This is a genomic window from Achromobacter anxifer (assembly GCF_903652925.1).
GTDB lineage: Bacteria > Pseudomonadota > Gammaproteobacteria > Burkholderiales > Burkholderiaceae_B > Achromobacter > Achromobacter anxifer.
Map to the genome: position 1 here is coordinate 149,891 of NZ_CAHLAR010000005.1, position 17,445 is coordinate 167,335.

At 61.5% G+C, this 17,445-nt stretch carries 19 protein-coding genes; 14 read left to right on the forward strand and 5 right to left on the reverse strand.

Annotation, left to right across the window (positions count from 1 at the left end; translation table 11 throughout):
• Positions 1–67 precede the first annotated feature (67 nt).
• The 4 genes from HWY37_RS17240 to HWY37_RS17255 all read right to left on the reverse strand — a co-directional run bounded on the left by HWY37_RS17240 (position 68) and on the right by HWY37_RS17255 (position 4,048).
• Positions 68–382: a hypothetical protein gene (locus HWY37_RS17240; RefSeq protein WP_176089256.1), complete on the reverse strand. Its 315-nt coding sequence runs from the start codon at positions 380–382 to the stop codon at positions 68–70.
• Between the two features lie 93 nt (positions 383–475).
• Positions 476–1,477 (reverse strand): metallophosphoesterase, encoded by a 1,002-nt coding sequence (locus HWY37_RS17245; protein WP_176089257.1) that lies wholly within the window; start codon positions 1,475–1,477, stop codon positions 476–478.
• On the reverse strand, positions 1,470–3,611 hold the full coding sequence (locus HWY37_RS17250; RefSeq protein ID WP_176089258.1) for an AAA family ATPase: 2,142 nt from the start codon (positions 3,609–3,611) through the stop codon (positions 1,470–1,472). The genes HWY37_RS17245 and HWY37_RS17250 overlap by 8 nt, the downstream gene beginning before the upstream one ends.
• Entirely contained in the window at positions 3,611–4,048 is a 438-nt protein-coding gene (locus HWY37_RS17255) for a hypothetical protein (RefSeq protein WP_176089259.1), read from the reverse strand. The genes HWY37_RS17250 and HWY37_RS17255 overlap by 1 nt, the downstream gene beginning before the upstream one ends.
• A 133-nt stretch (positions 4,049–4,181) precedes the next feature.
• Between HWY37_RS17255 and recJ the strand changes: the two genes are divergently transcribed.
• From recJ to HWY37_RS17295, 8 genes are all read left to right on the forward strand, one after another.
• Entirely contained in the window at positions 4,182–5,972 is a 1,791-nt protein-coding gene (gene recJ / locus HWY37_RS17260; RefSeq protein ID WP_176089260.1) for a single-stranded-DNA-specific exonuclease RecJ, read from the forward strand.
• Positions 5,973–6,060: 88 nt separating this feature from the next.
• The gene (locus HWY37_RS17265) at positions 6,061–6,402 is read left to right on the forward strand and encodes a hypothetical protein (protein ID WP_176089261.1); all 342 of its coding nucleotides are present in this window, start codon (positions 6,061–6,063) and stop codon (positions 6,400–6,402) included.
• A 72-nt stretch (positions 6,403–6,474) separates the two neighbouring features.
• Positions 6,475–7,383 (forward strand): recombination-associated protein RdgC, encoded by a 909-nt coding sequence (locus HWY37_RS17270; protein ID WP_176089262.1) that lies wholly within the window; start codon positions 6,475–6,477, stop codon positions 7,381–7,383.
• Between the two features lie 534 nt (positions 7,384–7,917).
• Entirely contained in the window at positions 7,918–9,240 is a 1,323-nt protein-coding gene (locus tag HWY37_RS17275) for a multifunctional CCA addition/repair protein (RefSeq protein WP_246302340.1), read from the forward strand.
• 127 nt (positions 9,241–9,367) lie between these two features.
• Complete coding sequence (locus HWY37_RS17280) at positions 9,368–9,841, forward strand: hypothetical protein (RefSeq protein WP_176089263.1); 474 nt, start codon at positions 9,368–9,370, stop codon at positions 9,839–9,841.
• A gap of 146 nt (positions 9,842–9,987) precedes the next feature.
• A complete protein-coding gene (locus HWY37_RS17285; protein ID WP_176089264.1) occupies positions 9,988–10,362 on the forward strand; it encodes a hypothetical protein in 375 nt (124 codons plus the stop codon).
• Between the two features lie 119 nt (positions 10,363–10,481).
• Entirely contained in the window at positions 10,482–10,964 is a 483-nt protein-coding gene (locus HWY37_RS17290) for a hypothetical protein (protein WP_176089265.1), read from the forward strand.
• A 190-nt stretch (positions 10,965–11,154) separates the two neighbouring features.
• Positions 11,155–11,694 carry a C40 family peptidase gene (locus tag HWY37_RS17295; RefSeq protein ID WP_176089266.1) on the forward strand — a complete coding sequence of 180 codons (540 nt, stop codon included), beginning with the start codon at positions 11,155–11,157 and terminating at the stop codon, positions 11,692–11,694.
• Positions 11,695–11,735: 41 nt separating this feature from the next.
• On the opposite strand, the gene HWY37_RS17300 is transcribed toward HWY37_RS17295, so the two are convergent.
• Positions 11,736–12,155 (reverse strand): hypothetical protein, encoded by a 420-nt coding sequence (locus tag HWY37_RS17300; RefSeq protein WP_176089267.1) that lies wholly within the window; start codon positions 12,153–12,155, stop codon positions 11,736–11,738.
• A gap of 109 nt (positions 12,156–12,264) precedes the next feature.
• On the opposite strand from HWY37_RS17300, the gene HWY37_RS17305 reads away from it, so the two are divergent.
• The 6 genes from HWY37_RS17305 to HWY37_RS17330 all read left to right on the forward strand — a co-directional run bounded on the left by HWY37_RS17305 (position 12,265) and on the right by HWY37_RS17330 (position 17,349).
• On the forward strand, positions 12,265–14,205 hold the full coding sequence (locus HWY37_RS17305; protein ID WP_176089268.1) for a helicase-related protein: 1,941 nt from the start codon (positions 12,265–12,267) through the stop codon (positions 14,203–14,205).
• 134 nt (positions 14,206–14,339) lie between these two features.
• Complete coding sequence (locus HWY37_RS17310; protein WP_176089269.1) at positions 14,340–14,792, forward strand: DUF4262 domain-containing protein; 453 nt, start codon at positions 14,340–14,342, stop codon at positions 14,790–14,792.
• Positions 14,793–14,935: 143 nt separating this feature from the next.
• The gene (locus HWY37_RS17315) at positions 14,936–15,754 is read left to right on the forward strand and encodes a methyltransferase domain-containing protein (protein ID WP_176089270.1); all 819 of its coding nucleotides are present in this window, start codon (positions 14,936–14,938) and stop codon (positions 15,752–15,754) included.
• A gap of 120 nt (positions 15,755–15,874) precedes the next feature.
• Entirely contained in the window at positions 15,875–16,246 is a 372-nt protein-coding gene (locus tag HWY37_RS17320) for a hypothetical protein (protein WP_176089271.1), read from the forward strand.
• A 108-nt stretch (positions 16,247–16,354) separates the two neighbouring features.
• Entirely contained in the window at positions 16,355–16,867 is a 513-nt protein-coding gene (locus HWY37_RS17325; protein WP_176089272.1) for a hypothetical protein, read from the forward strand.
• A gap of 134 nt (positions 16,868–17,001) precedes the next feature.
• Positions 17,002–17,349 carry a hypothetical protein gene (locus HWY37_RS17330; RefSeq protein WP_176089273.1) on the forward strand — a complete coding sequence of 116 codons (348 nt, stop codon included), beginning with the start codon at positions 17,002–17,004 and terminating at the stop codon, positions 17,347–17,349.
• The last annotated feature ends 96 nt before the right edge of the window (positions 17,350–17,445 follow it).

Genomic DNA, 17,445 nt, shown 5'->3' on the forward strand with positions numbered 1-17,445 from the left:
CTAACGAGTTGAATGGCCTATTCCGGATGAGTCCGTGTGGACGTGGACGAGGCCGTGTAGGGTTCTGCTAGCACCACCCAAAATGGCCGGTCACAACGCGCATCTGCGCATAGACCGCGTCGTCGTAGTCATCCCAGGCATCTGGATCTTGGGCCCGGTCAGCGACGGGACGCAACGGCATTGGCAGCCCCCAAGTTTCGATGACGATTTGCTCAATTCTCTTACCGTCACTGGCTTGCAGATCTTTGCTGCCTCCGCTGTCGATATCGGAGTCCCGGTACGGCTCCATCAGCACCGTGAGCAACTCCTTGTCGAGCTTCCCAAGGTTGTATGCCCCTACCACAGTGGACTCGAAAATCGCGTAACCCTTGTTCCATCCCATTTAGGTACTCCGTTACCGGGCTCTTTCAACCGAAATTTGCTTGTATGGCCTTGATTAGCGCAGTGCGATCGACATCGTTTTCGGCCAACCCGGTTACGCGGCCGCTGCTTCTTGCTCTTCCACCACTTCGGCCACGAGGCCTTTCAGGTAGCGCTGGAGATTGTCAGGGCTGTCGAAGATCTCGAAGTAGCGCTGCATCTCCTCGAGCAGGACGGCGCCGTCCGTGGTTCGCTCGGCTTCCAGCGAATCCTCGCCAGCGCGCAGGCGCGCAGCGAAGTGAGAAAGGCGCAGCCCCTTGGGCAGGCTTTCCTTGAGCGTGCGGGCATCGGCCGCGTAGGCTTCCTTGCCGGTGAGGTCGAAAACGTTGTCGGCCACAACCAGGGGGATAGCCTCCAGGGTCAGGCCATACTCCGGCGCCCAGGCCGACACCACCGGCTTGTGGTTGCGCAAATCCACCGAAGGGCGGGTAATGCTGCCTGGATTGTGGTTGGCGGTCCGACCCTTGAGCACCATAGGTGCCGGCGTATGCATGTGGCCGTTCACCAGGATGTCGCAGTTCTCGATCTCTTTCAGGAAGTGGCAGCCAGGGTAGGGGCCGCGGAAGTCCAGATCGTGGTGCGTGATCATAATATTGCGCGCGCCCGGGCCATCCACGAAGTCGGGGATGTTGTAGCCCGCAGGCGTAGCCCACAGGTTCACCTTCGTGCCGGCGATATCCAGCGTAGCGACGAGGCCCGGCTTGTCTACCAGGTGCAAGACGCCACCTTGCTCCAAGAGCTTGCAGGCGTCCTTTTCCGTGTAGAGGGTCTCGGTATGGTCATGAGAGCCACCCAGCAGGATCATGCGCTCGCGAAGCGGCCGCAGGACGTCCATCATGCGCACCAGCAGCGTCAGATCGTTCTCGCGCGGACGATGAAACAGGTCGCCCAGGCACACGGCGAGCAGATTGCGCTCGAGGGCGATATTCACCGACTGGCGCAACTTGTCCAGGCTGGCCTCGGCATAGTCATCGATGCGGCGGGCCGGCGCGCGGCTGGTGCTATGCACGTCGCCGATGAAGAGAATGCCGTCATAGCCGGTGAAATGCTTAACCATGTTGATGTCCGTCGAAAGCGTGGTGGCACAGGGGGCAAACGCCCAGTTCGCTCTTCAGCAGCTTCAGCTCAGAGTCGGCACTTGCGTGTTCCGCTTGGAGCAGCGCCTCGTCGCCTTGCAGCTTCGTGATCGTGTCCTGCCCCTTGGCGAGCGTCATCCCGATTTGGCGCAACGGGGTGGTGTTGCACAACTGCGGTGCTGCCGGAATCTCACCAAGAAGCACGGCGATTTTAGATTTCTGACCGTTGCAAAGATGCCCAATGACCATCGACAGCTCTCGGGTATCTTGGAGCGTTGGGGTACGAGGCACATCGCCCGGCATGGGCAGGTGAGCCTTGCCCGCCGTGCTGGCGAGGATCGCGATGGCTTTCTCCAGGGGAGCCGTCGTCGTGACCTTGGGGGCGCTCGGCGGGAATGTCAGATCGGGCAATCGGGCCTTGCCTTCGTTGGCGGCCAGGAGCGTAATCGTTCGCAGCATCGGCGCCGTGTCGGCGAGCCTCGGAACCAGGATCGATTGGTCGAGCTCCCCGCCATAGACGATGCTCAGGCGGGCCCTGCCTTGAAGTGAGCCAAGCCGACTGACCACCGAGCGCATACCGTTCAGCTTCACCGCTGTGGCCATTGCGTCCGTCAGCATTCCACCCAGGATCTCTGCAAGCCCGGTCAGGCTGGCCAGTGGAGCAAGTACTGTCAGCGTGCGGTTGACCTCGTTCAGCTCGACCTCTTCGCGCTTGATCAGCTCCTTATCGCGGCGCATCGACAGGCGATGCTTCTCGATGACAGACTGGAGCGTGCCGGATTCCTTGCCAATGGACAGCAGGCGCGCGCGACGCGATGCCGGCTCGTTCAGGAGGAATACCGGCTCCTTTTGGTGGCGCAGCTGTACGTCCATGCCGTCCACGCGCTCGATGCGCAAGGCCTCACGGATGAACCCGGGCACGCTATTGCGGTTTTCCTGCGCGGCTTCATTGGTTTGAATGCCGTCCACGTAACGCCGATACACAACCTTCGGCGAACCCTTGCGATTGCGAACCATCTCCAGCATCACGCCATTTTCCAGGCCGAGGCGCACGACTGCTGCTTCGGCACCATGACGGATCTGGGAGTCATCGGATTCGCCGTACGCCATGGCGCGCAGGGCCGTGAAGAGGAGCGTGCTCTTGCCGCTGTTGACGCCGCCCGTCACCACATTGAGGCCAGCGGAGAGGTTCAGGCGCGTCTTGATGTGGCGGCGCATGTTCTCCAGCTCAATCCAGCGCAGGCCCGGCATGGATTCCTCCCAGGAGCGCGCACCACTGAGGTTCTCGATGAAGGCATATCCCTTCGTCAACGCATTCTGTTCTTCGTCGCCCTCATGGGCGGGACGGTAACGGACCTCGATGTGGCCCTTGCCGGCGGCGGCCGGCACCCACACCACATACGCGCATTCCGTCGGATCGCCGACGTAGCGCAGAGGCGCGCCCATGCGATCTGCGAAGGCCTTCAGGTCATAGTCGACGCGCACGTTCTGGATATGGGCGCCGTCATCCATCAGGCTCACATCATTGTGCGACACCATGAGGGTCTGGCAGCCAGGCTGAAGCACGCCGGCAACCTCGCGCGGATTCGACACCTCCGCGATCACACGGGTGAAGGCGGGGACGTTGGTCGACTTCAACCAGCAATCCGGCTCATCCAGCAGCATCAGCTGCCGGTTGCGGGTCCGATACAGGGCGGAGAAGCCCAGGGCCGTCACCACGACGTTCGTCATACCGCCACCATTGCCATGGTAGATGTCTTCGAGGTCGCCACCGTTGTCCAGCAGGATGTCGAGCGCCGGCGCACCGCGCTCGGTACCAAGCTCCAGGCGAATCTTGCCTTCGTTGGGCACAACGTCCTCCACGAAGTCAGTCAGCAGCTCCTCGAACTCACCCACCGCCTTGGCATGGGCCTTCTCTTGGAGGTACTCGAGCGCGGACGTCGCCTGCGGAGCCATCTCGAGGCGAGCCTTCGCCAGCGACACGCTGCGGGCCAGCTTGGCTTGGCGCGCGCTCAGCTCCCGCGACTGCCCTTGCAGCGCGGCTGTGCGCATCTTCAGCCCTTCGAACCGACGATCGAGACGATCCACGTCAATGCTGGACATGGTGACTGTCATCAGATATCCATCGAATCGTGGAAGGTAGCAGCCATTGCGGGAGCAGGGGAGGCTGCAACCACCGGCGCGGCAGGATCCGCCGACTTGCGGCCGAGTTCAAGCAGCATCTCATTGAGGGCTTCAGGGTCCGACAACGCACGCTCCATGCGCGTGACCAGCGCCTCGTATGTGTCCAAGGCAGTGATGAACTCAGCCACGGCCGAGGCATTGGCATCCTCGGCGGCACGCAGTTGCGCGCGCAGCTCATCCAGGTCTGCCGTACCGTAGGCCGCCTTGGCGTCGTTGACGGCCTGCTCGTACTGCTGGCGGGCCGACTCGAGCTGAACCTGCACGGCATTGCGGCGCTTGTTGAGGTCTTCGATGCGGCGGTTTTGCTGCTCGAACAGCGCCATGGTCTTCGAAGCGGGAGTTGTCTGAGTTTGGGCGGTGGCGGTCATTGTGTGAAGTTGTAGGAAGCGATGATTTGATTATACTGTAGTTTAGCGCATTGTGCACTTATCTAAGCAACGAGGCAGACAAAATACTTACTTATTTTATTGCCATATATTTGTTTCTTGATATACTTTTGACATGACAGCCGCCCGCCCCTTGACCATTGAACCCCGCCGCTATCCCGCTTCCAGTGCCTACGCGCTCACACGAGAAGGTGTGCCACCTCTTCTGGCCCGGGTACTCGCCGGTCGCGGCCTCACCTCTCAGACGGAACTGGGCTACAGCCTCGGCGTGCTGGCGCACCACAGTGCTTTGCTGGGCGCGCAGGCGGCTGCGAGCTATATCGCGGATGCCATTGCGGACGGCCGCCGCTTCGTGGTCATCGCCGACTACGACTGCGACGGGGCGACTGCCTGCGCGGTTGCCGTGCGCGGCCTGCGGGCATTCGGCGCCAATGCGCAGTACGTGGTGCCCGATCGGATGATCCACGGCTACGGCCTCACACCCAGCGTCGTTGCCCTGGCTTGCGAGCGATATCCTGATGTGGATACGCTGATTACGGTAGACAACGGCGTCGCCAGCCACGCCGGGGTGCAAGCCGCGGTTGACCGTGGCCTGGATGTTCTGGTGACCGATCACCACCTTCCCGCAAAAGGAAAACCGCTCCCGCCGGCGCGCGTCATTGTCGATCCATCCCAGCCGGGTTGCCCTTTCCCGTCGAAGGCGCTCGCCGGGGTGGGTGTGATCTGGTACGTCCTGTGGGCATTGCAGGACGAGTTCCGTGCGCGCGGACTGGCCCCAGCCACGCCCGGGTTCAAGGTAAGCCAGCTGCTGTCGCTGGTCGCCGTAGGCACGGTCGCCGACGTTGTCCCTCTGGACATGAACAACCGCGCCCTGGTCCATGCGGGCCTGGCTCGCATCAAGGAGGGGAATTCCTATCCTGGCATCGAAGCGCTCGCCGCCAACGGCTTCCCTGGTCAGCCACTGCGGCCGGAACGTACCGACCTGACGAAGCTCGTGACGTCGGATATCGCTTTCGGCATCGGGCCGCGGATCAATGCGGCGGGCAGGCTCGAAACCATGGATATTGGCATCGAGTGTCTGACCACAGACGATCCGAAGCGCGCTCTTGCGCTTGCGCAGGAGCTGGCCGAGATCAACCAAACCCGTAAAGACATCGAGCACGAAACCGTACTCGAGGCGGTAGCGCAGGCTGAAGCGCTCATTGCCTCCTCCTACGGCGCCAGCGCGGGTGCGGAGCGCCGCACGCTTTGCGTGCACTCCCCGGACTGGCACGCGGGCGTCATCGGCATCGTGGCAGGCCGGATCAAGGAAAAGCGGTACCGTCCAACCTTCGTTATCACGACCGATCCCGACTCTGGAGAAATGAAGGGGTCTGGCCGTTCGATCCCGGGATTCAACCTGAAGGACGCCCTGGATCAGGTCGACAAAGAGCATCCTGGTCTGATGGTGAAGTTCGGCGGCCACGCAATGGCGGCGGGGCTGACGCTGCGCCCAGGCGGATTCGAGACTTTCAGGGACGCGTTCGAAGCCGAGGCCCGGCGCACCCTGCCGGCCGAACTGCTCGATCAACAGGTGGAATATGACGGGTCCTTGACGGGGTCACAGCTGCGTCCCGCCACCGCGCACGAACTCCGGGGGCCCGCGTGGGGCCAAATGTTCCCCGAGCCTTCCTTTTGCGACGAATTCCGCGTCCTCGAGTCCAAGATCGGAGGCGCCCGCAAAGACCAGCTGGCCATGGTGGTGGAGCGAGACGGGGTAGAACTCAAGGCGGTTCGTTTCCGACATGAAGGCACGGTGCCTGAAATCGGTAGCACAGTTCGCCTGGTCTACAAGCTTCAGCTCAAGGCCGACAAGCAGGGCAATGACGCCGTTTCGCTCCTGTTGGACCACGTCCTTTCGGCTTGAAACCCGCATCAGCATTGCGTTTCTAGTAGGAACGCGCACCTATACAGGGGGTCTTGCTGCCGTTTTTGTGATCATAAGGAGCCCCCTAATGAAGACCCACGCCATTCGTCCCGGTTTGGACACGCCCGTGCTCCGGTTCACGCCGGAATTCGAGACGCTCCTGTTACAGGTTCATCCGGTGGCATGCCGCACTCTGGTGCTGTTATTGGTCCACGGTCTCCAGGCCCAGGTCGAGGACGGTCAGTGCAAGCGCCTGTTTGCCGGCAAGTTGGCGCCAGAAGGGGATTACAGCGCGCCCGCGTGCGCCCAATGGATTTTGCACCTCGCGTGTCGCCGGCATGTTGGCGGTTCTCTATCGGACTATCTGCGACATCTGGACGAGGGAGCGCAGCGCATCTTCAGCCCGCCCAAACAAAAAGACACCATATAAAACTCGGAATATTGCGTTTTGCACGTTTGTAGGTATACTACAGTCCTCCGATTCAACGAAGTAAGGTACACCATGTTCAAGCAAGTGCGTTTCTATCGTCTGTCCGCCAACTCCTACCCCGCTGCTGCGGTGGAGTCTGCCCTCGCAAAAGCCCGTTTCGCGGCATGCGGTGCCACGCAGAAATTGTCGGTGGGCTGGATTCCGCCGCGCGGAAATGAACATGATTCGCTGCTCGAGAACGTCGGTGGCGAGTGGATTCTGCGCTTGCAAATCGAAAAGAAGTCCGTTCCGGGTTCTGCCCTGCGCGAGGCCGTCGATAAAAAATGCCGTCAAATCGAAGAAAAGGAAGGCCGCAAGCCAGGCCGCAAGGAAAAGCGCGAACTGAAGGAGCAGGCCGAGCTCGAGCTGCTGCCCCGTGCATTCAGCCGCACCAGCACGACCACCATCTGGATCAACCGCGCCGCAGGTCTGCTGGTCGTCGGCACCGCCAGCCAGAGCACGTGCGACCTCATCGTGAGCCAGATCATCGAAAATCTGCACGCTGTGCTGACGGACCTGACCATCAGCCCTGTGGATACAAACAGCTCGCCGGCCACCGCCATGACCAGCTGGCTCATGGATTACGAAGCGCCCGAGAATTTCGCGCTCGAGCGCACGCTGGAGCTGTACGCTCCCGACGAAACCAAGGCCACGGTGAAGTACGACCGCCACAACCTGGACGTTGGCGCCGTGCGCGATCAACTGACGGCCGGCATGCGCCCCAAGCGTCTGGCGATGGGTTGGGACAACAAGATGTCTTTCGTCCTGGGTGACGACCTTTCCATCAAGAAGATCGCTCTGATCGACGCCACCGACGGCAGTGCCGAAGACTCCGGCGTTGACAGCTTCGACGCCGACGTGTCGATCATGACCGGCACGCTGAGCGCAGTGCTGCCCGACCTGGTCAAGGCGCTGGGTGGCTACGCCGACCAGCAGAGCTGAGCTACCAACTGCGGCCCCGTGTACCTGGCGCCACGGGGCCGCAGTTGGCCGCGACCATGCAAAGTCCTGAGTTCCGCATTCGCTTTCCGTCAGATGCCTCCCCCGTGGCGGCGCTCCAACATGAGGTCGCTCGACATCTGACGCATACCCAGATGGGCCTTGTGCTTCCGGTCTTGTCCCATGCTGTGCAAGAGCTACGGCGTCTCGACTGCGAAATCCAAGTGCCTGGAGGCAGTCGGCTGCGCCAGCTTGGTGCTGATCATGCACCAATCCTCATGATCACTGGTGGCGCGCAAGCCGACCTTGCGAATGCTGTCCTTGAGCGCCTCGCCTCAGAAGTTCAGGAGCGGGATCCCTATGCCGTGCTTACCCTGAGGCAAACTCGTGCGTGGTTTGGCCTGGTACGCCCGCCGGAACCCAAGAAGGGTCGGTTGGCGCGAGCTATTCACGCAATCTTCGGTTAGGCCCCGCCGGCCCTATACCTGGTAGTGGTAGCGCCATGTTGGCGCGCACTTATAACCGGAGGAAATATTTATGATGACCGACAGACCTGATGCTGATAGCTTGCTGGTGACGGCCGGAGCCAAGATCTATGTGGTTGGCGGAGCATTGCGCGACATGCGGCTGGGCCGCGCCTGCGTTGATCAAGACTATTGTGTGGTTGGCGCTACCGTGGAGCAAATGCTGTTAGCCGGCTTCCGCCAGGTCGGCGCCGACTTCCCCGTATTCCTTCACCCGGATTCGGGCGACGAGTACGCGCTGGCTCGAACGGAACGCAAGGTGGGGACTGGCTACCAAGGCTTTGCCGTGGACTTCAACCCTTCTGTGACCATCGAGCAGGACCTGGGCCGCCGTGATTTCACCGTCAATGCGATGGCACTGCGCCTGCACTCCGCGGGCGAGCAAACCTTCATAGACCCCTATGGAGGGCGAGCCGACATCGATGCCAAGGTGCTCAGGCATGTGAACGCCTCCACCTTCGTGGAGGATCCGGTTCGCGTGCTGCGCCTGGCCCGCTTCGCCGCGCGCTACAGCGACTTCACCATCGCTCCCGAAACCTTGGAGCTTTGCCGCGACATGGCCAATTCGGGCTTGCTGGACGAGTTGGTGGGCGAGCGCATCTGGAAGGAGATGTCACGGGGGCTGATGGAACCGCGGCCTTCGCGCATGTTCGACGTCCTGCGGGCCTGTGGTGCGCTTGCGCGCATCGCTCCGGAGCTCGACAACCTGTGGGGCATCCCGCAGGCGCCCGAGCACCATCCGGAGGTCGACACCGGCGTACACGTCATGATGGTCCTGGACATGGCCGCGCGTCGCAAGGCGCCGCTCATGGTCCGCTTCGCGGCGCTCTTGCACGATCTGGGCAAGGGCGTCACGCCGGCGGAGAACCATCCGAGCCACCATGACCACGAGACCCTGGGCCTGCCCCTGGTCCGCAAACTGTGCGAGCGCTGGAAGGCTCCGGCCGACATGCGCAAGTTCGCGCTGTTGGTCTGCGAGGAACACCAGCATGTGCACCGTGCCCTGGTCATGCGTCCGTCGAGCGTCATCAAGTTGTTCATGCGTGCCGGAGCGTTCAACCGCCCCGAACACCTGGAAAGCCTGCTGGAAGCATGTGAATGCGATGCCCGCGGCCGACTGGGCCTGGAGGACCGTGACTACCCGCAAGCAGCCTACCTGCGCACCGCCTTCGAAGCTGCGCGCAGCGTAAATGCCGGTGCCGTGGCCCTGGCCTGCAAGAAGCCGCAGCACATCCCGGAACGAATCCTGGGTGAGCGTGTCCGCGCGGTGCAAGCCGTTACGGCCCATAACCGCAAGGACGAGTACGCGAAACGTGAAGGTACTGCTAGCACCTGAGCACTATGTGCCCCTCAAGCCTCGACAACTCTGCGGAGTGTCGAGGCTTTATTTTTGTTTGGGTGGGATCGGCGCCTTGTCAGACCTATACGAGGGCAGGCAATACCCCCAACAACTGAGGAAAACCATGACCCATGCATTTGAGGCCAAGCCATCACAAACTCCAGCTGTAGCGCTGGGAGACCTCTTCTATCGCTACCGAGATCAGCTGTACTCCTCGATAGTCGATGCTGACCGTGACATCTTCAGATCGCGGCTGGAGCTCGAACTCGACACCTTTGTAGTTTTCAAGATAACCCCGAAGGGATTCTGGATCGCCAGGCCCTGGGACGTGCGAAAGGCCGCCGGAACCATGCCAGCCCTGCGAGAGAATTCTCGAAAGCACTTCATACGGCACAGTGCCAAGCGCAAGTTCGCGCACGCGCACAGGACGGACGCGCTCGCGGCCTTTATCGAACGCAAGACGCGCCAAAAGTCGCTTTTGACCGAGCAGCTGCGCCGAGCGGAAGAGGCCCACCGCCTTGGCCGAGAGGCCCAGAAGCGGCTGTCCAATGAGCCGGCTGAGCTTTCTACTGAGATGCCTGAACTCATATTTGCTTGATCTAACTCCAGCATCTCTCCCATCCGCTCATTGCCTCACGGCACTGGGCGGATTCTTCGTCTCAAGACAAGGCCGTTGCGGCTATACGAGAGGCGGGGTAATCGCTCTGCGAGGAAACAATTCATCATCATCGAAAGGAAACGACCATGCAATTGAACTTTGAAGCCAACGGCGCACTGACCTTCGTGCTTGAAGTGGGTGATCGTGACGACATCGAGAATTTGATCGACCAGGCCGAGCGCTGTGCTAACAACATCGACCACAGCGTGCTCAGCAGCATGCTCGACTTTTACGGCTACATTGGCAACGGTGTTCTGCGGCCAATCCAAGCATCATCGGTCGGCGCCCTGACCGACGCTCCGATGTTCTCGGATGACGTGGACATCGAAGACGACGGCAAGGAAAAGGTCCGCGGTCGCGTCTGGTGGTTTCCGGACTATGCCGTGAAATCGTTCGCACACGATCTCATGGACAAAGGCTCCGTCACCTTCCTACTCGGCCAACCGGTAGGGCTGCACTGATGTCGCGAGCGCTTCAAACCGCTGCGCTGTGTCTTTCGGCAACGATATGGCACCTGTGGCGCATCGCTCTTGCGAGGCCCGTCTACGGCACCTTGGGGAACAACCAACGTGCCGAGAATATGATTCTGATCATGTTCCTGGGCGCCGGCTTGCTGCGGCACCTGGTCCTCGGCCGACAGGATCCATCCTTAGGCAGCTTCCTGTCCGCTCTGGGAACACTCCTGGTGTGGGCGATCCTGGCTTTCGTCTTGGTCCAGGGCGTTCTTAGCGCGGTGGTGCGGTTCGCTCCTGACCGACAGACGAAGAAAGACATCCTGGACATTGCCACGCTGAGTGCGTTTGGTTGTTCGGCGGTCGTCGATTTGGGTGTCTGCCTCTGGAGCTACGCAACAGGCACACCGCCGTACGATTTCTGGCTCGCGCCATTTGTCATAGAAGTCGTGCTCATCGTCCTGAACGTCCGCTCAATCGTTCGCCAGGCACACCACAAAGTGCTGAAGGAAAGGTTGACGTGCGCGCAGAATGCGACGGAGGTCTTCACCGACTGGCGCCGTAAGCTACGACAGAAAAAGCAGGCAAAACATTTCTATCGCGGCCGTTAGACGCCACCTCAAGGCCAGCATGCAACTGCTGGCCTTTCTTCGCCCATCTCATGGGGTTTTCAAAACTTCACCCTTGCGACCTATACACCAAGGTTCGGATCTTCGCCCCCGCGGCAGCCAGCCATGGGGGCTTTGCCTTTTTTCAGCGGATCCAGGTCAATAACCATAAGCGTCTATGACGCCCACACACATGCACCAAGCAAAACGCCTTTTCATGCTTCTGGTGGTGCTTGTCAGTTCAGGCTGCACACCACTTCACCCGTCTCGGCCCACGGCATCCATTCTGCACGATCGGACAGCGCTCGAGCACAGCGAGACAGACATTACAAACTTCGACCGTGAAACCGCATCCTCGCCAGGAAGCGAGGTCGTGATGCACGCACTCACCCTGTTGAAGTCTAAGTACCGATTCGGGGGCAAGAGCCCTGAGACCGGGCTCGATTGCTCCGGACTGGTTTCCCATGTCTATGACAATGCGCTGGGCCTGTCCGTCGAAGGATCGGCAAGCAGCATGGCATTGCAGGGCCGGCGCATCACTCGAAAGGATCTCAAGGCTGGAGATCTCGTCTTCTTCAACACCCTCGGCCGCCCCCGTTCGCACGTTGGCATCTATGTGGGCAATGACAAATTCGTTCACGCAGAGAACTCGCGCACGGGGATCCGAATCAACCGCCTGAGCGATCGGTACTATGCCGCCCGCTTTGAGGAAGCGCGAACCCTGCTGCATTGAAGAAGAAAAGCCAGGCATGCCTGGCTTTTGAGTGGTTACGCTTAGCGCTTACGAGTGGTTTTTGCCGCCGGGCGCTCTGGCGCAATGTACGGGACCTTGCTCGGCGGGAAGTAGTCATCCTCCAGCTTGAGAGGCGCAGGGCTCGTTCTGGCCCAGACTTCCAGCTCATCGCTTCCGGATGAGACGCGCTTGCCGGTGTCCTTGAAATAGCCCGACGACAGCAGCGGGCTTCGAAGCGGCTTGTTGGTTCCATGCGTGCGGATGATGACCTCGCCGTGCGCAAGTCGCATGCTCGGCACGTCCTCGCTGAGGATTGCGAATGGCGACCCGCTCCGGGCGGAAAAGCATTGGAGGTGGGGGCGTCCGCCGCGTTCGGTTTCTATGATGACCAGGGGAATGTTGAACGCGATGAACTCGCCGACGTTGACTGGTCGGCCTTTCGCGCCTAGAACTTGGGACATGCTTTGACCTTTCAATGGTTGTTGCTCACACAGGGGTATAGGCTGGCGCAGGCCACGCATCCCTATACTCAATGCCGGCCGATAGGCCTCTGCTCTACGAAAGGTTTCGATGCCCGCATCTCAGGCTTCTGGCTCCGCCACGCTCTTCATTGGCCCGCGCACCACCTGGTTGGCGGCTCGCACTCAGGTCCCCTACAAAGACCAGCTCTGGCATCTCTGCGGCTACAACGACGCGACCCGCCTGGGCGACAGCGCCACCTTCTCCCGCCTCACTCTCAAACACCGCTCCCAGCGCAAACTCGATGCCTCTCGCAAGCTCCTGCCGGCGCTGCAAGCTGCCTTGATGGCCGGCGCCCAGAAGCTCGCAGACTTCCTTGCTGCGGCGGATCGCGATGGTGTGCTGCACCTGGTTCACGCCATTACCGGCAAGCTCGAAGCTGGTATCCACCTGGACGAGCTGCCAGCAATTCTTGCCAATTCGTTGACGTCACTGCGCGCGGAGAAGGACCGGCAAGCCATGGGCCAGGCCATCCGTCAGGCCGTGCGCCTTCAGGACTACCCCGACGCCTTCCTGGCGCGAGTGCGCCGGCGCAAGATCATCGCCGTGCTGGGGCCCACGAACTCGGGCAAGACCTACGATGCGTTCGTCCGCCTGGCGGCCGCGCGGGACGGGGTCTACTTGGGCCCGTTGCGCCTGCTGGCGCTGGAGGCCTACAACCGTCTCAACGACGAATTCGGCGTGCCGACGTCGCTGCTGACCGGCGAGGACCGGCGGGACACCGAGGGTGCGCGCGTGACCGCCTCCACAATTGAGATGCTCAACCCCGATCGCGAGGTTGAAGTGGCCGTGATCGACGAAATTCAGATGCTGCTGGATCCCGACCGTGGGTGGGCGTGGACGCAGGCGGTGGTTGGCGCCAACGCGGCCGAGCTCTGGCTCCTGGGGGCGCTCTCGGCTGAGCCCGCCATCCGCGCCTTGGGCAAGCGCCTGGGCCTCGAAGTGGAGATCCGGTACAAGGAACGCAAGCATCCATTGAGCGTGGCGCCGCGCGCGCTGGCAGCGTCGCCTCTGGCGAGCCTGGATCAAGCTCAGAAAGGGGACGCATGGGTGGTGTTCTCCCGGCGCAACGCGCTCACCCTGCGCGATGACTTCCTGGCGCGCGGAAAGACGGTGGCCTGCATCTACGGGCTGCTGACGCCGGAAGTGCGTGAACGCGAAGCCCGGCGCTTTGCCGAAGGGGAGGCGGACATCCTGGTGGCCACCGACGCGATCGGGATGGGCCTGAACCTTCCGATTCAGCGCGTGGTCTTCACCGCCATTCACAAGTTCAATGGGGTGGATCTCCAGCAGCTCGAAGTCCCCATGCTCCAGCAGATCGGCGGTCGGGCGGGACGCTATGGCCACCAGTCCGAGCAGGATGGGGTGGTAGTGGGCTTGACCCCCAACGAGCACACTGTCGTCGCTCAGCTGATGCGTGCCAAGCAGCCCCCGCTGGCTGATCGCGGCTTCCTCATCGCCCCCAGCCAGGACTACCTCGAGCGGCTGGCCAAGCTGGCAGGCACGGAGCGCCTCGAGGCATTGCTCGCCGCGTACGAGCAGCACGCCGACCAGGGCGACGGCTTCTTCCAGGCCTACGTGCCCCAGGAGATGCTGGATCGGGCCGCCATGCTGGATGCGATGCTCAACCTGCCTCTGTCCATCAAGCACATCCTGGCCCTGGCGCCGCTGAGCACGCAGCACGAGGTGCTGGCCTCGACGTGGACCACCTGGGTGCGCAAGGTGAACCGTAACGAGGTGGTGAGCCTGGATTTCCTGCGGGAGAGCCCGGCGGAGGCATCCTTGGAGACGGCGGAGATGGCGGTCCAGCAGCTGTGGGCCTACCTGTGGCTGTCCTACCGGCTGCCGACCAACTTCATGCAGGCCGAACAAGCGCGCGACGAGCTGGCGCCCTGGGTAGACGCCGTGGACAACCACCTTCGCGGCACGCGGCGCCAAGGCGCCAGCCGCCAGCCAGGGAAGGCCGCCTGGTATCGCGCTGCCCCCATGTAGCCCGTGCAGCCTCGGCGCGATCGGCTTTGCTCCGCGTAACGTCCCCGCCCATCCGGGCGGGGCTTTTCATGCTGGCGGCCAGGCTACACACAATCGCTATACAGGGGTAGGACATCAACCTCATAGGAACCGAAATGCAAAAGTTGGACAACCATTCTGAACACATCATCGCCAGCCACGGCTGGATGACGCAATACGTTTTCCCTGTGGAGAAGAAAGGCGGTCCGTCTTTCTCTTACACCATCGGTCTGGCGGATGCAGGACTTCCCGAGCTCATCGTGGTCGCGCTTCCCGCCGAGATTGCGCACATGATGATCACCGCGATCATCGAAAAACTGCGCGAAGAACAGGCGGGAGGACCTACCGTCCTTGGCGCCATTGACATCAACTTCAACTTTCCCGCTTACGTGAGGGAAGTGTCGGTTGAAGACGTTTCGGACTATGCCACGCGTGCGATTTTTCGCAGTGAAGGCAAGGCGAAATTCCGCCAAATCAGCATCCCGGACCGCACCGGAAAATTTCCCTGGGAATCCGGCTTCAGCGGTGATCCGAAGATGTATCCCATCCTCGGCACCGCGCCAGTCTGAACAAGCTCCGCACAGGCCCCGCTGATCTCAGCGATCACTCTCCAGCCGCCAGTTATATGGCGGCTTTTTCATCGGCCGCGGCCTGGCGCCAGCGCTATACGCGAGCAGGACCATAACTCGCGCATTACGCAGAAAGGATACACATGTCAGATCAACGAAACCCCGCCCTGGGGCAGTGGTTCACACCGGCCTGGGCCGCGGAAGGCATCATCGACCAGGAGTTCTCCTGGCTCAAGCCCGGCCATACCGTCATCGAGCCATCGTGTGGCGATGGCGCGTTCCTGTGCGCGATACCGCAAGGTGTGCGCGCAGTCGGCGTGGAGATCGATCCCGTGCAGGCGGCCCTGGCGCGCCGCCACAGCGGCCGCGAGATCCTGGTTGGCGACTTCACCCGCGTTCCGCTGGCCCACCTGGGCCAGGTGCATGCGGTGATCGGCAATCCGCCGTTCCAGAGCGACCTGGTCGCGTCGTTCCTGACGCGCTGCCACGAGATCCTGGAAGAGGGCGGCACTGCGGGCTTCATCCTGCCGGCCTACATCATCCAGACCTCGAGCAAGGTGGAAACCTTCGCTCAGCAGTTCTCGATCCAGCAGCAGCTCTTGCCACGGAACCTGTTCCCCGGCCTGAAGCTGCCCCTGGTGTTCGCCAAGTTCATCAAGGAGGAGCACCGTCAGCTCTTCGGGTTCTTGCTCTATGAGCAGGCCCAGGAGATCCGCCGCATGGCCGCCGACACGCGCCAGGCGCTCGAGGACACTCGGGTGGCTGGCTCGGTGTGGCGCCACGTGCTCCTGGACACGCTGCGCGCCCTGGGCGGCTCCGCTCCCTTGCAGGCGATCTACGACCGCATGCAGGGTAAGCGCCCGACGGCCAATGCCAAGTGGAAGGAAAAGGTGCGCCAGACGCTTGCGCGCTACCCGGAGAGCTTCACGCGAACCGGGCAAGGAATGTACAGCCTGGCCTAAGCTCCATGCCCTCAATGCCCCGCCGTTGCGGGGCATTCTTCGTGTTGATCGCCGGCGCATTGCTATACGAAGCGAGGGCATATCCGCAGCTCCCTCAGCTGCACACCACCAGGACGACCCATGAATACATCCATAACCCAACCCACGCCCCGACTGAAACTCTTCTCGGTGATGATCCCCTGGCATTCCGCGCAATCGGAGCTGGGCACATACGAAGACTCAGTCTGGGCTGAGACGCCGGATGAAGCCGAGTTGGCCATAGCTGGCATGATGGCCGATTCGGGAGACTCAGGGTGCGAGACCGATGCGGAGCGCGAGGCCTTTGCCAAGCAACTCGTCGACAACGGCCTCTCCGTCATCCTCGCGGTCGAAGACACCATCCAGTCGGACCTGAGGCGACTCCTGTCTGGGCCCGATGACAACTTTGGCCCCAACGAGAAGCAAGCTTTCGAGAAGATCCTTTCGATGCTCAAGATCCCCGTGCCGAACTAAGGCATCCTCCCGGCCCCGCTATGCGGGGTCTTTCTTCGCGTCTACTCCGGCGACTTCCTATACGTCTTCAGGCATATCCGCGCGCCCGCGCACCTGAAGGAAACACACATGAAAGCCATCGTCGAATGGGGTCGCCCCAAGTTCGCTACCAACCGCCAGGTCACTGGCATATCCGCCAAGCACGTTGAGCCCAATGCATCGCAAGCCGCTCACCTGGCATCGCAGCTGTACTTCCAGCAGGTGGAGCGATCCATCAACAAGGAGCAGCTGCTGCCGACGAAGGAAAAGCCACGCCAGATAGTCTGGAGCCCGGACAACAGCTTCTGGGTCGCCGTTAGCTTGCTGGATGGCATCGCCCGCGGCGACTACGCCGGCGTTGCGTATGCCGAGGCTCTGATGCGCCAACGTGCCCAACCCCCGCTGCGCAGTCTTGCCGAGCTGTACAAGCTCTGGGATGAGCTGGCGGACGTGCCCGTGACGCCGAGCGAACAGCTGGACGCACCGTTCCTGCTCTTCGGGCCTGGTGTTCCACTGACTGAAGTGTGGCACTGGTTCGAGCGCCAGAATGCGCGATTCATCGTGGGCGACGTGATGCAAGGCATCCGCGCGCGAGACGAATGACGCCGGCGCATGAAATTGTGACCCGGGCAGTCCAGCTAACCCTGGATCGCTGGCGTGGTCATAAGTCATTCGCATGGTCTGGGGAATGCGGCATCTTTGCAGATTACGCATTCCACCAATGCAGAGACCTTGGAGTGGAACCGGAAATCCACGACTTCGATGACACCCTTGACACCCAGTGTGCCTTCATCGCCCCCGAAGGGGTCACGATGGCGCAGTTGGTTGAATGGGGTGTGTCGATCAACCACGTCTGGCTGACCTATCAAGATCGTTTCTATGACGCATCTTGTCCTTCGGGGGCCGATAGCCTGTTGGAGCTGCCAAGCATCCAGCTCGGACTGTACTACTCCCTTGGACAGCAAAAGCCTGAGGTACTTCATCAGCTTGTGTCGTCTCACCCCTGGTGGGCTGCACGTGCTAACCAGGCCGAAGCTTTCGACCGCATCTACGCTGAGCGTGACGCGCTCTATGAAGAGAACTGACGTCTGTCTCCTGAGCCCCGCCATCTTTGGATGTGCGGGGCTCACTTTTTGCCCTATACAGGAGCAGGAATACAACGAGCCTTGCTCGAGAAAGGA